The organism is Bifidobacterium sp. UTBIF-68 (genome assembly GCF_006408855.1).
Classification (GTDB): Bacteria; Actinomycetota; Actinomycetes; order Actinomycetales; family Bifidobacteriaceae; genus Bifidobacterium; species Bifidobacterium reuteri.
The window spans coordinates 1-19389 of sequence record NZ_JFAN01000009.1 but is presented as its reverse complement, the minus strand read 5'-3'; the positions used below and the strand labels follow the sequence as shown (position 1 = coordinate 19389).

The 19389-nt window shown below is 60.1% G+C and carries 15 protein-coding genes; all 15 read right to left on the bottom strand.

The genetic code is table 11. The features are described 5' to 3' along the window. Window positions 1–43: 43 nt before the first annotated feature. On the bottom strand, window positions 44–1129 hold the full coding sequence (locus BW14_RS02900; protein WP_181162279.1) for a restriction endonuclease subunit S: 1086 nt from the start codon (window positions 1127–1129) through the stop codon (window positions 44–46). Next, window positions 1129–2613: a class I SAM-dependent DNA methyltransferase gene (locus tag BW14_RS02895; protein ID WP_140489239.1), complete on the bottom strand. Its 1485-nt coding sequence runs from the start codon at window positions 2611–2613 to the stop codon at window positions 1129–1131. The genes BW14_RS02900 and BW14_RS02895 overlap by 1 nt, the downstream gene beginning before the upstream one ends. 42 nt (window positions 2614–2655) lie before the next feature. After that, window positions 2656–4206, bottom strand: a complete 1551-nt coding sequence (locus tag BW14_RS02890) for a chloride channel protein (RefSeq protein ID WP_140489238.1) — start codon at window positions 4204–4206, stop codon at window positions 2656–2658. A gap of 407 nt (window positions 4207–4613) precedes the next feature. Continuing rightward, window positions 4614–5999 carry a trigger factor gene (gene tig, locus BW14_RS02885; protein WP_044088431.1) on the bottom strand — a complete coding sequence of 462 codons (1386 nt, stop codon included), beginning with the start codon at window positions 5997–5999 and terminating at the stop codon, window positions 4614–4616. A 55-nt stretch (window positions 6000–6054) separates the two neighbouring features. Further along, window positions 6055–7356 (bottom strand): HRDC domain-containing protein, encoded by a 1302-nt coding sequence (locus BW14_RS02880; RefSeq protein WP_044088433.1) that lies wholly within the window; start codon window positions 7354–7356, stop codon window positions 6055–6057. Further along, window positions 7353–8012 (bottom strand): DUF3000 family protein, encoded by a 660-nt coding sequence (locus BW14_RS02875; protein WP_044088434.1) that lies wholly within the window; start codon window positions 8010–8012, stop codon window positions 7353–7355. The genes BW14_RS02880 and BW14_RS02875 overlap by 4 nt, the downstream gene beginning before the upstream one ends. Window positions 8013–8093: 81 nt before the next feature. Then, window positions 8094–8975, bottom strand: coding sequence for a pyruvate formate-lyase-activating protein (pflA, locus tag BW14_RS02870; RefSeq protein ID WP_044088435.1), 882 nt, complete (start codon window positions 8973–8975; stop codon window positions 8094–8096). A gap of 248 nt (window positions 8976–9223) precedes the next feature. Further along, window positions 9224–11599, bottom strand: coding sequence for a formate C-acetyltransferase (pflB, locus tag BW14_RS02865; RefSeq protein WP_140462853.1), 2376 nt, complete (start codon window positions 11597–11599; stop codon window positions 9224–9226). Between the two features lie 414 nt (window positions 11600–12013). Next, window positions 12014–12214 (bottom strand): hypothetical protein, encoded by a 201-nt coding sequence (locus BW14_RS02860; protein WP_044088438.1) that lies wholly within the window; start codon window positions 12212–12214, stop codon window positions 12014–12016. A gap of 49 nt (window positions 12215–12263) precedes the next feature. Next, entirely contained in the window at window positions 12264–13961 is a 1698-nt protein-coding gene (locus tag BW14_RS02855) for an NAD+ synthase (RefSeq protein WP_044088440.1), read from the bottom strand. Between the two features lie 32 nt (window positions 13962–13993). Continuing rightward, window positions 13994–15145: a M20 family metallopeptidase gene (locus BW14_RS02850; RefSeq protein ID WP_140489237.1), complete on the bottom strand. Its 1152-nt coding sequence runs from the start codon at window positions 15143–15145 to the stop codon at window positions 13994–13996. Window positions 15146–15434: 289 nt separating this feature from the next. Further along, complete coding sequence (locus BW14_RS02845; RefSeq protein ID WP_044088442.1) at window positions 15435–16121, bottom strand: methionine ABC transporter permease; 687 nt, start codon at window positions 16119–16121, stop codon at window positions 15435–15437. Beyond that, window positions 16118–17260 carry a methionine ABC transporter ATP-binding protein gene (locus BW14_RS02840; RefSeq protein WP_044088444.1) on the bottom strand — a complete coding sequence of 381 codons (1143 nt, stop codon included), beginning with the start codon at window positions 17258–17260 and terminating at the stop codon, window positions 16118–16120. The genes BW14_RS02845 and BW14_RS02840 overlap by 4 nt, the downstream gene beginning before the upstream one ends. 192 nt (window positions 17261–17452) lie before the next feature. Continuing rightward, window positions 17453–18424 (bottom strand): MetQ/NlpA family ABC transporter substrate-binding protein, encoded by a 972-nt coding sequence (locus BW14_RS02835; RefSeq protein WP_140489236.1) that lies wholly within the window; start codon window positions 18422–18424, stop codon window positions 17453–17455. A 567-nt stretch (window positions 18425–18991) separates the two neighbouring features. Beyond that, a partial coding sequence (locus BW14_RS02830; RefSeq protein WP_140489235.1) for a transposase occupies window positions 18992–19389 on the bottom strand: 398 nt, incomplete at its 5' end.

The window sequence follows — 19389 nt, the reverse complement described above, 5'->3', positions numbered from 1 at the left end:
TGGCGGACGAAAGCATAAATACTTTTGTCCGCCACCACTACTGTTATTCGGCGAAGTAACGTTGGGCGAGGCTGTCGTAGAGGGTGTTGAAACGGTCGAGCTGCTGGCGGGTAGCGGACTTAAGGGACTCGACCTTCGTGACGAACTCGGCGAACTCGTATTGGAGGGCGAGGGGTACCAACACAACTGGCAATTGCATCAAATTCGGTTTGGTGATGTTGGCCATGCTGCTATTCGCACCAGTCGCCATCGCACTAATCCGACGATGCACAGAACGATTCACAAGCAACTGCCAAAGGAAGATAGGATTACACGTAGTCTCATCGAGATTGGCTTTCCATAGCAAATCTGATAGATACATATTCTTCGGATATTGCCACACGTATCCAGTAGATCCCACCAATTGAACCGTGTTCTTTCGATTGATGATCACATCACCATGTTTGATCTCATGGTCAGGATTCGGAACATAATCGAAAGGCAAATATTTGACCTGCGTTTCATCGAAAGTATTCGACGCCACAGCACTGGTTTTCAAGACAAGATTGATGCAACGCTCTTTACTTGCGAGACTTTTCCCAGATGAAAAACTCTTCACGTAATGCGACACTGTTGTTCGCTCTTGAATATCGACAAACATTTCGACGAAGCGGGATTGAATGAGATCGTCGGCTTTGGCGAGCATCTGCTCTGCTAACTTTATCTGCTGAAGAATCCTCTCAAAAAGACAAGAAATGGTCTTCTGCTCTTCAATGTCAGGAAGATTAACAACACTTTCTCCATAATCTTTGAAATAGATATGCGGAATTGTTGCACCTGAAGAATAATCAGCAAGATGCATGCCGCTAAGAAGAAAACGAAGATAGGAAAGAGTTATAGATTCATTGGGAATAATCGGCTGAAGTGTCCCCAGCACAGACGAATAAGCACTACATAGAAGAACACGCCCGACTCCAGCGCCATCCTTAATCACCGCAACGTAATCGCGGTCATACTGATAATTATCAAGAAATCCCACAACACCGGCAGCACCATACACCGGGTACCTACCTGCATTATGCAAGTCTTTCTGTCGTAAAGACGACGATCCTTTAGAACAAGCATCCTTGAGAGATACCCAATTCCCCATCACTCACCATCCTTGGCAAGCATGGCGTCGAGGGCGTTGAGTCCGCTCACGAACTCATCGTTCAACTCGCGCAGTTCGGCCATGAGCTGGCTGGTTGGCGGGTATTCCTTCTTCTCGTATTCGACCTTCACATATTTGTTGAAGCTGAAGTCATAATCCTGTTCGGCGATGTCGTCGCGGGTGACGAAGAAGCTCTGCGCGGTGCGTTCGCGCGCGTCCTCGGCATCCAAGTGCGCCCAACGTTCGAGAATATCCGGAATATCGTTGTGGCTCACGTCCTCGTCGCGCTTGTCGTCCAGCGTGAAGCCGTCATGCTCCATGTTGTACAGCCATACCTTGTCGGTGCTGTTCGGCGCGTCGGTTTTCGTGAACACGAGAATCGCGGTACTGACTCCCGAATACGGCTTGAACACGCCGGAAGGCATGTAGATGATCGCTTCCAAACGCTGATGGTCCACCAGTTCGCGGCGCAGCTCACGATACGCTTTCGCATTGGAACGGAACAGCACGCCATTCGGTACGATGCACGCGCACCGGCCGCCGAGCTTCAGCATGCGCAGGAACAGGGCCACGAACAGCAGTTCCGTCTGCTTGGTCTGGACGATCGACTTCAGGGAATCGTCGATGTCCTCCACGTCCAGCGAACCGGTGAACGGCGGATTCGCGAGGATTACATCAAACCGGCTACGAATCGTGTTGAGTCTCGACAGACTGTCCTGATTGCGCACGTCCGGATTCTCCACGCCGTGCAGCAGCAGGTTCATCGCGGAAATGCGCACCATCGTCTGATCGGTGTCGAATCCGGTGAACTGTTCGCCCTCGAACAGGTTCCAATCCTCAGCGCTCATCGCATCGCCGTGATGGGCGCGAATCCATTCGGCGGCGGAGATCAGGAATCCTGCCGTGCCACAGGCCGGGTCTCCTATGAGCTGACCGGGTTTCGGATCGAGCAGGCCGACCATCAGGTCACGAATGTGCTTGGGTGTACGGAACTGGCCGTTCGCGCCGGCAGTGTTGAGCTTGCTCAGCATGTATTCATACAGGTCGCCGAGATCATCCTGGTCCCTGACCACGTTCGTCAGCAGATCATCGATGCCGGAGACCGCACGCTCCAATGTCTTCGGCTTATTGAATCCGAATGACGCATCCTCCATGCTTTCGGCGAATGCGTTGCCGGTGTGCAGGGTCTTCAGGAACGGGAACACCTGCTGGGAGACCACGGCGAACATCTGCTCTGCCGGCAGGTTCTTGAACCGGCTCCAGCGCAATGCCTGACCCTCCGGGGTCTGCGGGAAGGTGAGTTTGGTGGCCGGTACGCCGGTCAACTGCGCCATCTGCTCGGCTTCCAGCTCCTTGTCGTCCAGCGACTTCATGAACATGAGATACGTGAGCTGGCTGATCACCTCAAGCGGATTGGTGATGCCGCCCTCCCACATGCGTTGCCAGATGTCATCGACCTTGCTTTTCGTGGCCCCGGTGATCATGAGCACCTTTCCATTCGTTCCGTCACAATTGAATATTCCTCATTACTGTACCGGATGTCCGGCGGTCTCCCGGCGTTTCATGCCATCCAGCACCCACTTGGAGACCAACGCGGAGGCGGCTACTGCCAATCCGACCGGCACGAAGAACGTGATCGGCGCTTCGGTCAGCTCCATTACGAGGCACATGGCCATGAGCGGGGCCTGCTGGGATGCGGCCAACAACGCAGCCGCGCCGATCAGCGCGCAAGCGGTGACCGAATCGGCGGGGAAGGCGAACATCCAGACAAGTCCCAGCATCGCGCCGAGCGTGGAACCCAACGCGATGCCCGGCTGGAGCACGCCGCCGGACGCGCCGGAGCGTATGGTCATCAGCGTGATCAGCGCCTTGGCAGCGAACGTCAAGGCCAGCACGCCCAGAATCATCCCGACGTGGGAGAGCGTCAGCACCGTGCCGGCGTTGGGCGCAACGCCGGAGCCGAAATCGAGCCACGAATCGGCGACTGAGCCAGTGACGGATGCACCCGAAGACGCAACGGTACCGGACGCACCGGCGGATGATCCAGTACCATCGACCGCGCCACCGGCGACGACGCCGCTCCCTCCGCTCAGCAGCGTCCACGGCGACGCAGCAGCGGAATCCGACGACTGAGCGGCACCGGAAGGTCCGGCGACCTCGGGAATGAACGTGCTGAAGCCAAGCTGTGCGGCGGCACGGCCGTTGCCCATCACCTGCGGCACGAACACCGCCACCAGACCGGTCACCAGACCAGCAAGCGGCATCTGCCACAGGATAGCGCGTCCGGCCGGCTGATGCGCCTGTGCCCATGAGGATCCTTTGCGGAACCAAGCTCCTACCACGCCGCATGCCGCGCCGCACAACAGAGCGAACAGCATCAGTGTCGGCGTGGAAGTGGGCTGCATGGCGGTAATGTCGTAGAACGTGTGATGGCCCTTGATGGCGGCCGCCACGAACGCAGCCACCGCAGACATGCCCAGACCGAATGCCACCTTCTCGAGCGTCACGTCCACCAGCAGAATCTCCACGGCGAAGAACATGCCGGCCAACGGCGCGTTGTAGACGCCACCCAGACCAGCGCCGGCCGCCACTGCCACTACCATGCGGCGGTCGATGCCACTATCGCCCTCGATATGCAGCAAATCGCAGAACCGCTGGGCGAGCATCGCACCAAGTTCGCGCGGTGCGACCTCCCGGCCGATCGACGCGCCGGAACCAACAATGAAGATCTGCAGCACGACATGCAGCACGGTCTGCCAGACCGGCATCCGCTCCCCCGCCACAGCCTTCTTGACCGACGGCACTTTCGTGGTCTTGTGCCTCAGCAAATACCAGACCACACCGGCGACCGTCATGCCGAGCGTCACCGAAATCAGCCGGCGCATCGCAGGCACACCGAACGGACCGGGCAGTCCCGAGCCCTCGATGTAGCCGAGCATCACATGTTCGACACCGTAGAGCAACAGTGTCAACAGTCCTGCGCCCGCACCAATGACCGAGCCAAGCGTGAGTACGGCGAGGATGATCCAGCCGAGGCGTTTTCCATCGAGTTGTGCGTTCGTCTGCGTGTGTGTCATTGCGCCAACTCCTCATGTTCTGTCTTGTTTGTCGTCCGCCTCTGTGGCTCTCGTTCCGGAAGCGACCCGTGAAGGGTAGGAGCGTACAGGGGCTTCCGCGGAAACGGAATCGTCATGTGCTCCATCGCAAGACTACCCCTCAGTCGGCTCCGCCGACAGCTCTCATGATAAGGGAGCCGAGAAATGGGGGCGAACACTGCCAACAGCTCGCATGACAAGAGAACCGAGATGTGGCCGACCATCGCCGACAGCTCTTGTGGCAGGGGAACCGGTTGCGTACCGCATTGGGGCAACTCACACCTACCAACCCGATGCGGGGAGCCAAATATAACAGAGCCCGGAACCGTATGGGTTCCGGGCTCGAACAGTCACGCTCCAGCGATCACGCTATTGCGAGACGGTCATGCTCACTCGGCGTCGGCAGCCTTGTCCTCGTCGGACTTGGACAGCTCGTCGGCCACGGCAGCGGCTGCGGAAGCGGCCTCGACGGACTCGGCTTCCTCATCCTCGGCAGCTTCGCCCAGGAAGCCGGAGAGGTCGACGACCTCGCCGTCGGCGGTGAACTTGACGGCGCGCATACCGGCGAGCAGGCCCTTGGAGCGGCCGACTTCCTGCACGGCGGAGCCAAGCTGGCCATTCTTGATGATGGCCTGGATGAAGGCGTTCGGATCCATGCCGTACTGCTGGGCAATGGAGGCGAGGAAGTTGAACACGTCGGCCTGGGAGACCTTGACGTCCAGCTTCTGGGCCAGAGCGTCGAGAACCATCTGGTCGCGCAGATCCTTCTCCACGTTCTTCTCAGCCTCGGCCTTCTGCTCGTCGGTGGCCTTCTCCGGATCCGGGGTCATGCCCTTGAGCTGCTCTTCAACCATCTTGGCCTTGACGCCCTTCGGCACCGGGATCTCGAGGCCTTCCTGCAGCTTGGCGATGAAGGCGTCGCGGGCCTCAGTGGCCTGACGGCCTTCGGCGTCCTGACCGGCAGCCTTGCGAATGTCGGCCTTGAGCTCGTCCAGAGTATCGAACTCGGAAGCCTCGGAAGCGAACTCGTCGTTCAGCTCCGGCAGCTCCTCGGCCTTGACGGAGTTGACCTTGACCTTGACCTGAGCCTTCTGGCCTTCGTGCTCGCCGGCTTCCAGCGTGCCTTCGAAGGTGGTCTCTTCGCCGGCGGACAGGCCGTCCAGAGCCTCATCCAGACCGTCGAGCATGGTGTTGGAGCCGAGCTCGTAGCTCACGCCTTCCTGGGAGTCCACGACCTCGCCGTCGATCTCGGCGCTCAGGTCGATGTTGGCGAAATCACCCTTGCCGGCCGGACGGTCCACGCCGACCAGGGTGCCGAAGCGCTGGCGCAGGGCCTCAAGACGCTTGTCGACGTCCTCATCCTTGACTTCCGGCTTGGAGATGGCGATCTCCATGCCCTCGACCTCAGGCAGCTCGATGTCGGGGCGACGTTCCACGGTGGCGGTGAACTTCAGCTTGGTCTCATCCTTGGCGGACTGCGGAACATCCTGCACATCGAACTCCGGCTGATCCATCGGGTGGATCTGCTTCTCCTCGAGAGCCTTGGAGTACAGCTCCGGCACGGCGTCGTTCACGGCCTCGCCGGCGACGGCGGCGAAACCGATGCGCTGGTCGATGATCTTGCCGGGCACGTGGCCCTTACGGAAGCCGGGAACGTTCACCTGCTTGGCGATTTCCTTGCGAGCCTTGTCCAGGAACGGGTCAAGCTCTTCCGGGTCGACGGTGATGGTGAGCTTCACCTTGGTGGGCTCGAGGTTACGAACGCTGATCTTCACGCTAATGACTCCTCAAAAGTCGTTGAATCTTATACATCTGCCGTTAAGGCAACCTCTACATGATAGCGCCACTTACGGACGGTGCAATAAGACGAACCTGCCAGTCCCGTGCGCCCTGTTCGCGCAGGAATGCTTCGACATCCAAATTCGCAGCATCCTCCGCCCAGCATAGGTTGCGCACGATCTGAGGTTTGATGACGATCTCAGCCGGGGTACGTGTATCCACTGCGATCTGATTGATGACCTTGCGCACCCGCTGCAACCGTTCATAACGATCAGGATGCCGTTGCTTCCACAGGCGCATGGATCGTGGCGCATTGATCAGGCCACTCTCATCCTGATCCGGCACGGGCATCTGCGGCCATTGACCGGGTTTGAGCGCCAAGGCCCTGTCAATGGCGGTCTTCCATGTCTTGGGTTTGACGGCACGCTGGATCGGGGCGTACCGTTCGAACATTTTGTCCTGTTCGGTCCCGGTGTGAATACGTACACGCTCGTTGAGCGAGCGAATCATACGGAATTGCGCAGCGTTATGCGGTTTTTTCTGTGCGGCCTCGATGATGGACGAATCGGCCAGCAGAAGGCTGGGGGCGATGTCATAGTGCCGCGCGAGCCGGTCACGCTCCTCCCATAGCGATTTCGCTATGGCCAGGGCCTGCCGGTCACGGCTCAGCTCCGTTATGCGGGAGATGCGCATCCACGGCACGGGGTGCGGTTTCTTGGGCTCCATGCCCTTGCGCAACGCGTAATCGAATTCCTCGTTCGCCCATTCCTCTTTGCCTGATGCCTTGAGGTCACGGCGCATGAGGGTTTCCAATTCGATGAGCACTTCGACGTCGAGCGCCGCATAGTTGCGCCAATCACGGGGCAACGGACGGTATGACCAATCAGCGGCGGAATGCTCCTTGGCCAACGTGATGCCCAGATACCGTTCGGTGACCGCGGCCAGGCCGAAGCGATGCATGCCCAGCAACCGTGCGGCGATCTCCGTGTCGAACAATCCTTGGGGCTTGAGACCGATATCGGCGAATCCCGGCAGGTCCATCAGGGAGTCGTGCAGAATCCATGTCGATTGTCCGACAGCCTGATTGAATGCGGCCCAATCCGCCCCGGCCTGGGTCAGGGCGATAGGGTCAAGCAGGATGATGCCCGCGCCTTCGCGCTTGAACTGGATCAGCCAATCCTCATGGCCATAGCGGAATCCGGAGGCGCGTTCGGCGTCGGCTGCCAACGAGCCGGAGGCATTGGCCAATGACTCGCAGGCCTGGTGGTATTGATCAAGTGTCGCAATGACATCGGGCACTCCCCCACGGGGTTCTTTCAATAGCCGTGGCTGAGTGTCGTAGACGTCGCTCACCTGTCGTCATCCTCCTCGCTCCGAACAACGGATGCCATGAATGCGGCCCACGCATTCACTTGTGCGCCGGCGTCCATAGTACCGTCAGCACCGACGACGTCAAGCGGCGTCCATGAAACCCGTATCTCGCATCCGGCGCTGGCACGGGCGGCAATGCCTCCGAACGAGGTGTTCTGGTTGACGGTCACCGTGCCGGAGAGGGAATCAGGGTCCATGTTCACCAGATGATCGCACATGCCGTCCCAATACATTTCGGGAGCCAGCGAATCGTTCTCGGCAGGGGCGAGCGGAAGCCGTGCGAAGGCCACACACCTCCACCGCGAGCCCCATTCCGCACGGGGCTCATGGCAGTAGAGCACCATCACCCATCCGGTGCCCGCGTCCTGCGGGAAGCCGGACATGTCGTCGGCTGCATGGGCAGCAGCAGCATCGGCAGCAGCACCGCCGAAACGGGCATGCCCTGCTTCCAGCTCCACGCCGATGCCGTAGTCGGCCAACGTGGAAGGCACAGGAATCTCCCGATATCGGACGCCGGGAAGATGAGGCATGGCGTTCACCGATTCGACCGCCGCCCACAGCTCATCAGGCACACCTTGAGGCCGAAGGAGCCGCCCATCATTGGGCGAGCCCGCAGGAAACACGTAGATGCTGGCCATACCTACCAGACTACGGTTGATTCGCCGGGAATTCGGTATTGAAGCACATTTCCCTCGGCCATGTCGCCGGCATCGGCGTCGTCAGTAGACGGTGAAGCCGTGGTCCTTGAACTGGTTGGCCACACGTTCACGAGTCGCTGCATTCGGGCCCTTCTGATTCTCCAGCGGATATGGAATGCGCAGCTCGTGCCACTTCGGACGGCCGAGCTGATGGAAGCCGAGCACGTCGATGTGTTCCACGGCGTCGCCGAAGGTCTCGCAGATCCGGGCCACTTTCTCGACGTTCTCCTCGGAGTCGGTCAGACCTGGAACCAGCACAAACCGCACCCAGATCTTCTTGCCCGCCTTGGCGAGTCGCTGGCCGAAGTCGATGGTGGGTTGCAATGTACCGCCGGTGACCTTGTGATAGGTCTCCTCATCGCCGGATTTCACGTCGAGCAGGCACAGGTCGATGTCTTCGAGCATCTCATCGGTGTAGTTGGTGTTCAGGAACCCGGAGGTGTCAAGACAGGTGTGCACGCCCATCTCCTTGGCTGCATGGAAGACGCGCGAGACGAACGCCGGCTGCATCATCGACTCGCCACCGGAGAAGGTGATGCCGCCATGGGTCGCTTTGAACAGGTCCTTGTACCGATCCACTTTTTTGATCATGGCATCCAGATAGACAGGCTTGCCGTCACGCATCTTCCAAGTATCCGGGTTCTGGCAGTACTGACAGCGCAGTGGGCAGCCGGACATGAACACGGTCATGCGGGTTCCCGGTCCATCCACGGAGGTGTTGATGTCCCACGAATGAACGAAACCGATATCCCCTGATTTAAGCGCCTTGATACGGTCACGCCGGTCGAGTCCGATCGGTGATTCAAAGCCGGATAGGCCTCCCATCAGCGTCTGGGAGGCATAGGTCTTGGATTCACGCAGCATGTGGCGCGTGGTGGTGCGGAACTGGTCTCCGGGCATCATTGTCCTCCTGTTCCTTGAAAAAGATGCGAGAGTCTATTGCGAGAGCCTATTGAGTTCTTACAGGTTGGGGGTTCTTGTTCATCGAGTTGGCATCGGGAAACCCCATCCGCATGCCGACGTTTCTTCCCTTCACTGTTGTCGTGACGCCCTCGCCCCTGAGGGAAGTGCAGGGGCGGGCCATAAAGAAGGGGTGGGACTTCGCCCACCCCTTCATTGCTCTACCGTGTTACCGGTGGTGTCACCTCGAATCAGTCGGTGACGGCACCCTGGTGGAAGGTGCGGGAGATCACGTCGAGCTGCTGCTCCTTGGTGAGCTTGACGAAGTTCACCGCGTAGCCGGAGACGCGCACGGTCAGGTGCGGGTACTTCTCCGGGTGCTCGACGGCGTCCTCCATGGTCTCCTTGCGCAGCACGTTGATGTTGGCGTGGTAGAGACCGTGGCCGTTGCCGGCGTCGAGGATGCCGACCAGGTTGCCGATGCGCTCGTCCTCGTCGCGGCCGAGGCCATCGGGGGTGATGGTGTTGGTCAGCGAGATGCCGTCAAGGGCGTCGTTGTAGTCGATCTTGCCGACGGAGAACATGGACGGCAGCATGCCGTGGGAGTCCATGCCGTTCTCCGGGTTGGCGCCCGGAGCGTACGGGGTGCCCTTCTTGTGGCCGGACGGGAAGGAACCGGTGTTCTTGCCGTACTCCACGTTGGAGGTGATGGTCAGAATGGACTGGGTCGGGACGGCGCCACGGTAGACGGGCAGGCGCTTGACCTGGCCCATCACAGTGGAGACGACCCACTTGGCGATGTCATCGGCGCGATCATCGTCGTTGCCGTAGATCGGGAACTCGCCGTCGGTGCGGTAGCCCACGACCAGATCGTCATCGGCGCCTTCGACGTACTCGTACTCGTGGCCTTCGAGGTTCTTGGCCTCGGCGTTGGTGATCGGGTAGACCTTGGCGTACTTGATGGCGGCCAGGGAGTCGGCGGCGATGGACAGACCGGACATGCCGCAACCGAGGGTGCGGTACACCTCCTTGTCGTGCAGGGCCATCTCGATGGACTCGTAGGCGTACTTATCGTGCATGTAGTGGATGATGTTCAGCGCCATGACGTAGGTCTCGGACAGCCACTCGAGGGCCTTCTCGTAGTTGTTCTTGACCTTCTCGTAATCCAGGGAGCCGTCGGCCTCGGGCTTGATCGGGTCGATAACACCCTTGTCGATGACCTGCATGCCGGTCATCTCGTCGCGGCCGCCGTTGATGGCGTACAGCAGGGCCTTGGCGGAGTTCACGCGGGCGGCGAAGAACTGCATCTGCTTGCCCACACGCATCGGGGAGACGCAGCATGCGATGGCGGCGTCGTCGCCCCAGTGGGAGCGGATTTCCTTGTCGGACTCGTACTGGATGGCCGAGGTGTCGATGGAGATCTTGGCGCAGAAGCGCTTGTAGCCTTCCGGCAGCTTCGGATCCCAGAAGATGGTGATGTTCGGCTCCGGGCCAGGTCCAAGGTGCTCAAGGGTCAGGGTGTTGAGCAGACGGAAGGAGGTCTTGGTGACCAGCGGGCGTCCGTCATCGCCGAAACCGGCATCGGACCAGGTCGCCCAGTACGGGTCGCCGGAGAAGATGTTGTCGTAGTCCTTGGTACGCAGGAAGCGCACGATGCGCAGCTTCATGACGATGTTGTCGATGAGCTCCTGGGCGTCGGTCTCGGTGATCTTGCCGGCCTTGAGGTCGCGCTCGATGAAGCAGTCGAGGAAGGCGGAGTTGCGGCCGAAGGACATGGCGGCGCCATCCTGGGACTTGATGGAGGCCAGGTAGCCCATGTAGGTCCACTGCACGGCTTCCTGAGCGTTCTGAGCCGGACGGGACAGGTCGAGGCCGTACTCGTTGCCGAGGTTGATGAGCTTCTTCAGGGCCTTGATTTGCTCGTCGTGCTCCTCGCGGAAGCGGATCCAGTGCTCGATCTCCGGCTCGGTGAAGTCGTTGCGGTACGGCACGGAGTCCTTGTCGCGCTTCTTGAAGGCGATCAGCTTGTTGACGCCGTACAGGGCCACACGACGGTAGTCGCCAATGATGCGGCCACGGCCGTAGGCATCCGGCAGGCCGGTAAGGATCTTGTTGTGGCGGGCGACCTTGATCTGCTTGGTGTAGACGCCGAAGACGCCGTCGTTGTGGGTCTTGCGGTACTTGGTGAAGATCTTCTTGATCTCCGGATCCGGCTCCTTGCCGGCTTCCTTGATGGCCTGCTCGACCATGCGCCAACCGCCGTTCGGCATCATGGCACGCTTGCACGGGACATCGGTCTGCAGGCCGACGATCACGTTGTCGACCTCCGGGGACTCGATGTAGCCGGCCGGGAATGCGTCGATGTCGGCCGGGGTGTGGGTATCCACGTCGTAGACACGCTGCTTGCGCTCCACGGCCAGATAGTTGTCATCAAGGTACTTCCACAGATGCTTGGTCTTCTCGGTGGCGGGGGCCAGGAACGATTCGTCGCCCTCGTACGGGGTGTAGTTCTTCTGGATGAAGTCGCGGACGTCAATGTCCTTCTGCCAATTGCCTTCGGCGAAGCCATCCCACGCCTTGGCCTCGAGCTCCTCCTGGGAGACAGCGGCATTCTCTACTGCGGTCATGTCACTCCTTTAATGGGGTTGCGGTTTCGCATCTTCACGGAACCATTAATGCTCAGTGTAGTTTGCACATTCTTATGAAAGGCTGAATTCATGCGTGAGCTATCTCACATTCACTTGTGAGCGTTATCATTCCAACGTTTTTGGGGACGGTCCAACATGTCCGCGAGACGTCAACACACCTACGAAAAACGCTCATGGCGGCATGTAACCATGAGCGTTTATTCACTATGCGGACAAGTTGCGGCCACTGGCGTCCTATGCTGATAGTTCGTGGATGAAACACCTAGCCCATCATCCTGCTCTGCTGGAAAACTCGTCCTGCAATTGCCACATAAATGCGCCGGAGCAGCCACAGGCGGACCGAATCCGCCCCAGCCCCTCCGGCGCCTCTCACAGCCTCGCGCCCCCGTGGAATCAGCGATGATATCCTTCACCGCGCCAACGGCGATCCTGTTCCTCCCACTTGGCATTGCGGTCGGTCACGATATCCCAGGCGTGCTCGGCATCCTCCTTGGTCTTGTACGGGCCCATGCGCTGCTCGATCGGCGATATGGGACCGAGCTCGGCCTTGCCTTTGACCATGTTGAAATACCATTGCTTGTCGTTGTCACTCATGGCGTCCCCTTTCTACCCGCATATCGAAAAACCACACATCCACGGTACATCACTCGCGGAAGGCGTTGGTGACAGGCAGACGCCGGTCGCGTCCGAAGGCGAGAGCGGTGACCTTGGGACCAAGCGGATACTGACGCCGCTTCCATTCGGCGCGGTCCACCAGACGCATCACGGTGTCGACCGTGGTCTCATCGAACCCGTCCGCCAGCAGGTCGGCACGGCCATGCGCATGTTCGATGTACGCGGCGAGCACCTTGTCGAGCAGAGCGTATTCGGGCAGGGAATCGGAATCCTTCTGGCCGGGGCGCAACTCGGCCGATGGGGCCTTCTCGATGGACGCGACCGGAATCATCACGCCGTTCTTCAGCGGCACTCCCGCGTTGCCCTCCTCGTTGCCCACGATCTTCAGCCCGCCGATGCCCACGCCGGCCGCCGCGGCGCGATTGCGCCAACGGCTGACTTCCCAGACACGCGTCTTCAGCAGATCCTTGATGGGCGCATAGCCGCCCACGGCGTCGCCATAGATGGTCGAGTACCCGCAGGCGAGCTCCGACTTGTTGCCAGTCGCCACTGCGAGCAGTCCACGTGAATTGGAACTGGCCATCACAATGACACCGCGGATGCGAGCCTGGAGGTTCTCGGCGGACACGCCATCGAGATGCAATTGCTGCTGGTATGCGTTGAACAATGGCTCGATGGGCTGCACCTCATAATGGGCGCCGATGTTCTTCGCCAGTTCGGCGGCGTCGTCCTTGGATCCGTCTGAGGAGTACATCGATGGCATGGAGATGCCCCACACGTTCTCCCCGCCGCAGGCGTCGGCGGCCATCGCGGCCACCAGCGCGGAATCGATGCCGCCGGACAGGCCCAGCGTGACGCCGGTGAAATGGTTCTTGGCCATGTAGTCCTTGAGACCGAGCACACAAGCGGTGTAGATCTCCTCGTCCGGATCGGGAAGGTCGGCGATGGACGCCTTCGTCTGATGGCTCGCTTGCGAGTCGAAATCCCAGAAGGTCAGATTCTCCATGAACATCGGGCTGCGCTCGATCAGGGTGCCGTCGGCATCCACCACAAAGCTGCCGCCGTCGAACACGAGGTCGTCCTGACCGCCGACCTGGTTGAGGTAGATGACCGGCGCCTTGACCTCCGCGGCCCGACGCTGCGCGAGTTCGAGACGGGTGTGGGTTTTGCCCTCCTCATATGGCGAACCATTGATGGTGAGCAGCAGGTCGATGCCCTTGCCGGCCAGATCGGCCACCGGGCCGCCATCCTGCCAGATGTCCTCGCAGATGGCCACGCCGATGGTAGCGCCGTTCACGTCCAGAGTGAGGGAGCGATCGCCCGACGAGAAAATGCGGAATTCGTCGAAAACGCCGTAGTTGGGCAGGAAATGCTTGTCATAGCCGGCCCAGACCACGCCCTCGTGCAGTACGACCAGTCGGTTGCGTGGCTTGCTCGTGGCATGGTCAGTGCCGACGGTGCCCACGACCACGAACAGACCGCCCAGACCTTCCTGGGCGAGCTGTTCGGCAAGTTCATTGGCCTTGACCCATGCGGCCTGTCGGAACGTGCGGCGCAGTGCCAAGTCCTCAATCGGGTAGCCGGTAAGAGTCATCTCCGGGAATACGACCACTTGGGCGTCGCCTGCGGCGGCCTTACGGGAGTAGTCGAGCACCTTGGCGGCATTGGCGTCAAGCGCGCCGACGCAGGTGTCAATCTGGGCGAGTGCAAAACGAAGCTGTGTCATGGTTCTCCAGTGTAGCGCCGGCACCACTCAGCTCAGCGCAGCTTTTCGATCACGCGCAAGGCGGCGTTGACGTAGAAGTTCACAAAGGTCGGGATCGCTTCATCCAAGCCGATGAAGTGCGGGCTGTGCCAGTCGGCGCAGCCTTCCTGACCATTCGAACCCACGAACGCGAACACCAGACGGGTGACTTTGCCGAATTCGCAGAAGTCCTCCCCCGCCATGGATTGACGAATCGGCTCGAGCTGTGCGTACTCGTGCACATCGGCTGCCACGGCCTTGGCCAAGTCGGGGTCGGAGACGAGCGGATCCTGGAAATCGTCCCAATCCACATCGGCTTTGATATCGTACGCCTCGGCGGTGTGATGGACGATCTCCTTGAATCGACGCCCCACCAGCTCGCCATCCTCCTTGTGGAAGTACCGGACCGTGCCTTGGAACCCGGCCTCGGCGGGCACCACGTTCCACACATCGCCTCCGTGCACTGCGGTCACCGAAAGCACCAGCGGATGGAATGGCGTCACATTGCGGCTCACGATGGTCTGCAAGCTCAGGATCATGCTGGCCAATGCCTCGAGCGGACCGGTGCCCTTGTATGGGTATCCGGCGTGGGTGCCCTGTGCGTGCAGGTTCACATGGAACTTCACGCAACCGGCCATCATGGGCTCGGTGCCGATGGCCAGCTGGCCGGGCGCATAGTTCGGGTTGTTGTGCGTGCCGATGATGGCGTCCACGTCGTCCACGAGACCGGCGTCGATCACCGCGCGGGCTCCACGACCGGTCTCCTCGCTGGGCTGGAAGACGATCTTGATCGAACCGGCGAACCGGTCGCGATGCTCGGCGAGCCAGAAGGCGGAGCCAAGCAGGCCGGTCATATGCAGATCATGGCCGCATGCGTGCATCACGCCCGCATTGACCGAGGTGAAGTCCAGTCCTGAGGCTTCGGCTACCGGCAATCCGTCGATGTCGGCCCTCAGGGCGATACGCGGCCCCGGACCGGCTTCACCTTGGATTAGTCCCACGACACCGGTCTCCATCGGATTCTCGAGGACCTCGATGCCATGGCTCTTGAGCTGATCAGTCAGATAGATGGAAGTGTCGTATTCCTTGAATCCGAGCTCGGGATGGGCGTGCAGATAGTGACGGATGGTGACGAGTTCGGGATCGATCTCAATGTGTTCACTCATAGTTGCCGATTCTAGTGGTCCGTCTCACACAATTAATTGAGGGATTCAGCTTGTTATCTCCCCCAGTCAGCTTCGCTGACAGCTCCCTCGTCAGAGGGGGCCATCACCACTCAACCAATTACGAGACGGACCACTAATGATGTCATATGTTCTGTAATGTCTCATAGTTGTTGGGCGAAACAGCGGGCGAATCGTCAATCAACCGCCCGCCGTCTCACAACAGCGCGCCGCGGGATATCCGCCCACGGCATTGCTGCACGCCGTTTCAGCCGAAATTCGCCGACTGCGGTCATTGCTGGCGCTTGAGCAGTCGCTTGGCGATAGCGTTGGCGATGCCCTGCACCACCTGCACCAGCACGATCATGATGACCACGGCGGTCCAGGTCACGGTCTGGTCGAACTTCTGGTAGCCATAGGCGATGGCAAAGTTACCAAGGCCACCACCGCCGATGTATCCCGCCATGGCGGACATGTCAAGCACACCGATGAAGAGGAACGCGTAGGCCAGAATGAGCGGGGCGAGCGCCTCGGGAATGAGCACCGTGCGGATGATGGTGAGCTTGCTGGCGCCCATCGAACGTGCGGCTTCGATCATGCCCGGGTCGACCGGCACCAGGTTCTGCTCCACCAGACGCGAGGTGGCGAAAGTGCACATCACCACCATCGGGAAGATGGCGGCCACCGTGCCGATGGACGTGCCGACCACCACGATGGTGAGTGGCTGCATGGCGGCAAGGAAGATGATGAACGGGATGGGCCGCACGATGTTGACGATGACGTCGAGAATGCGGTAGACCACGGCGTTCTCGAACAGGTTGCCGGGGCGCGTGCCGTAGAGCACCACACCGAGGATGAGTCCGAGGAATCCGCCCACCACCAAGGTGATGAGCACCATGGTGAGCGTCTGGCCGATGGACTGGAACAGCAAAGGCTTGAGAACGTTCCAGTCGCTGTTGGAATTGGCGAGGGTGATCATGCCTGTGCTCCTTCCGATGATTCGGGCGCGTATCCGGCTACGGCATCGGCGTAGGCCACGGGCCGGGCCGCGGTGCCGAAATCGATGACGTCGCTGTTGAGGGCGAGTTCGGCGAGGAAGTCTCCCACCTCACGCTCCCCTCCCTTGAATTCGTAGGTGATGGCGCCGATGGCGGAGCCACGCACGGTGTCGATGCCACCGTAGAGCAGGCTCGACTCGATGCCGTGCTTGGCGATGAGTCCGGAGATGTTCTGTCCGGAGGCGGCGATCGTACGGCCGCTGCCCTCGTCGGACACGTCCTTCTGGCGGATGAGCACGGTGACGATGCGGCCGGACCATTCAGCATGCAGCCGCTCCACACGGCTCTCCTCAGGCAACCCGGACAGTGCAGTTGCGATGAATCGCTTGGTGACCGGTTGCTGGGGCGCGGCGAACACGTCGTAGACATCTCCGGATTCGACCACACGTCCCGAGCTCATCACCGCAACGCGGTCCGCGATCTGCTGGACCACGTTCATCTGGTGGGTGATGAGCACGATGGTGATACCGAACTCCGCATTCACGCGCTTCAGCAAAGCGAGCACCTCGGTGGTGGTTTCCGGATCGAGCGCGCTGGTGGCCTCGTCGGCGAGCAGGATCTCCGGATTGGTGGCGAGTGCACGGGCGATGCCGACACGCTGTTTCTGGCCGCCGGAAAGCTGCGAAGGATATTTGTCGGCATGCTCGGACAGGCCGACAAATTCCAGCAATTCCGCCACACGGCGATCCTGGTAATCCTTACGCCAATGGTCAAGCTGGAGCGGATACGCGATGTTCTGCGCCACGGTTTTCGTGGAGAACAGGTTGAACTGCTGGAAGATCATACCGATTTTCTGGCGGATGGGCCGCAGCTTCGATTCGCTCATCCCCGTGATATCCGTACCGAGCACGGTCACCGTGCCGCTGGTGGGCCGTTCGAGCGCGTTGATCAGACGGACCAGCGTGGATTTGCCTGCGCCGGAATAGCCGATGATGCCGAAGATGTCGCCCCGGTTGATGGTCAAGCTCACATCATCAACCGCGCGGGCCACGCCGGCATTGCGCCCGCGGACCTTGAATTCCTTGACCACGTGATCGAACGTGATGATGGGGTCGCTCATGGTGCTCCCTGGTTGTTGTATCAATTGCAAATGCCATATGGCATGATGACGGGCGGGCGGAATCCATGTTCCGTCCCGCCCGTGGAATCTGCCGCCAGTAACGGCAAACCATCGTACCCGGACGGCGGATAATCGCAATGGATGATCCGCAAAGATCAATCACCTATGACGGTACCGTCCGCGTATCGGCCCTTACTTGGCCTTGGCGTCCTTCTCGATGTCGGCGAGGAAGCCCTGAAGCTCCTGAGCACTGAACTTATCGGCGAAGACCGCGGTGCCACCGGACTTCTCCTGCAGCGCGTCAAGCACGTCCTGCTCGTGGAAGATGTCGACGAGCTTCTTGTAGGTCTCGTTGTTCACATCGGCCTTGCGGGCGACCCACACGTTGATGTATGGACGGGCCTCCTCGGATTCGGCGTCGTCCTGATAGATGGCATCCTTCGGGTCGAGGCCCGCATCAGCGACGTAGTCGTTGTTGATCACACCGGCTGCGATGGTCGGGTCCTTCAGCGTGGTGGCCACCTGTTCGGCCTTGAGCGGGGTCACCTTGACCTTGCTCTTGGCCTCGTCGATGTCGGCCGGCGTGGAGAACGCGGTCCAGTCGCCCTTGAGGGTCACGAGGCCGGCAGCCTTGAGCACGCCGATGGCGCGGGCCTGGTTGGTCTCATCGTTCGGGATGGTGACGGTGGCGCCCTGCTGGATGTCCTTGATGTCCTTGACCTTGGTGGAGTAGACGCCCAGCGGGTAGATGGCGGTGCCGCCGATGGGCTGGAGGTCCTTGTTGTTGCTCACGTTGTAGTTGGCCAGGTAGAGCAGGTGCTGGAACTCGTTCAGGTCAAGTTCGCCGGAATCGAGCGCCGGGTTCTCGGAGGTGTAATCCTGGAAGTCCACGATATCCACGTAGATGCCGGCCTTCTCGGCCTTCTGCTTGAAGAGGACCCATTCGGGGTCTGTGGCGCCAACCACACCGATCTTGACCGGGTTGTCCTTGCTGCCCTTGGCGGCGGACTCGCCGGCACCGGCGAAGGCGCGGTAGCCGAAGAACGCGGCCACCGCGATGATGGCCACGACCACGATGGTGATGATGATGTTGCGGGCGGTGTGGTTCACGCGCACCGGCTCGTTGTTGTTGGCCGGGGTTGCCGGCTGGGTTGCTGCTGTCATTGTTTCCCTCTCTTGTCTTCGTGTGTCCCGGGATATTCATGCATTTCCCCGGAGGAGCTTGCCGCTCAAGTGCGGTCAGCTGCGATGACGATTCATAACAATAACGTGTCGGAATACGAAAAATGGCGGAATACAGCCAATTACCGTATAGACGTTAGTTATGACAGGCATGCAAGCGCCGTCAGCACAGGTCTTGATAACGGGTCATAACGGTTCAGCCATATGGTTTTCAAGCACTTTTGTCCACAATGCGAACGGCATTATGGGACACACTCGGCTCATCTATGGGCATCGGAAGCCTGTCTAATGAAACCTCGACGTGGAACCTCCCCAGCCTTCTTCTCCCCAAACGTACGCTGAGCGACGGTCAGTGTACGCTTGCTGAGAAAGAAAGGCGTGAAGCCTCACCAAACGTACGCTGAGCGGGATCTCGCGAGATAGGCTGGGCATGACACCCGAACTCACCGCCAACACGACAACGATACGCGAGGATTAGGAACCAATGTTTCGACAATGAAACAAAAGACGGAGAATGGCTTTATTAGAGGCTTCTGCTGTTTTCGTGGGTTAGTTGGTGGGTTGGGGTAGTCGGATGTCGAGGCCGCCGCATCGGAGCATGATCAGGCTGATGAGGTTGTCGACGTGGTGGAAGCCGTAGGCCATGCGGATGGTGACCTTGATCCTGTTGTTGAACGCCTCGAGCCTGGCGTTGGAGTAGCCGAGTTCGATGGTGCGCAGGATGTCGGGGCGGCGTCTCCTGATCTTTTTGGAGAGTTCGACGATTTCGGGGATGCGGCTGTGGGACGCCCAGAACACCCAGCGTTTGAGTTCCGCGGTGGCCTGTCCGATGGGGTGTTTGAGCAGGTTGCGCAGGAGCTCCTTGAGCTGCCAGGCGCGGTAGAGCTGTCCCTTGGGATCCGTGTTTCCCAATGCGGTGAGGGATTCGTCCTGACGGTCGGTCAATT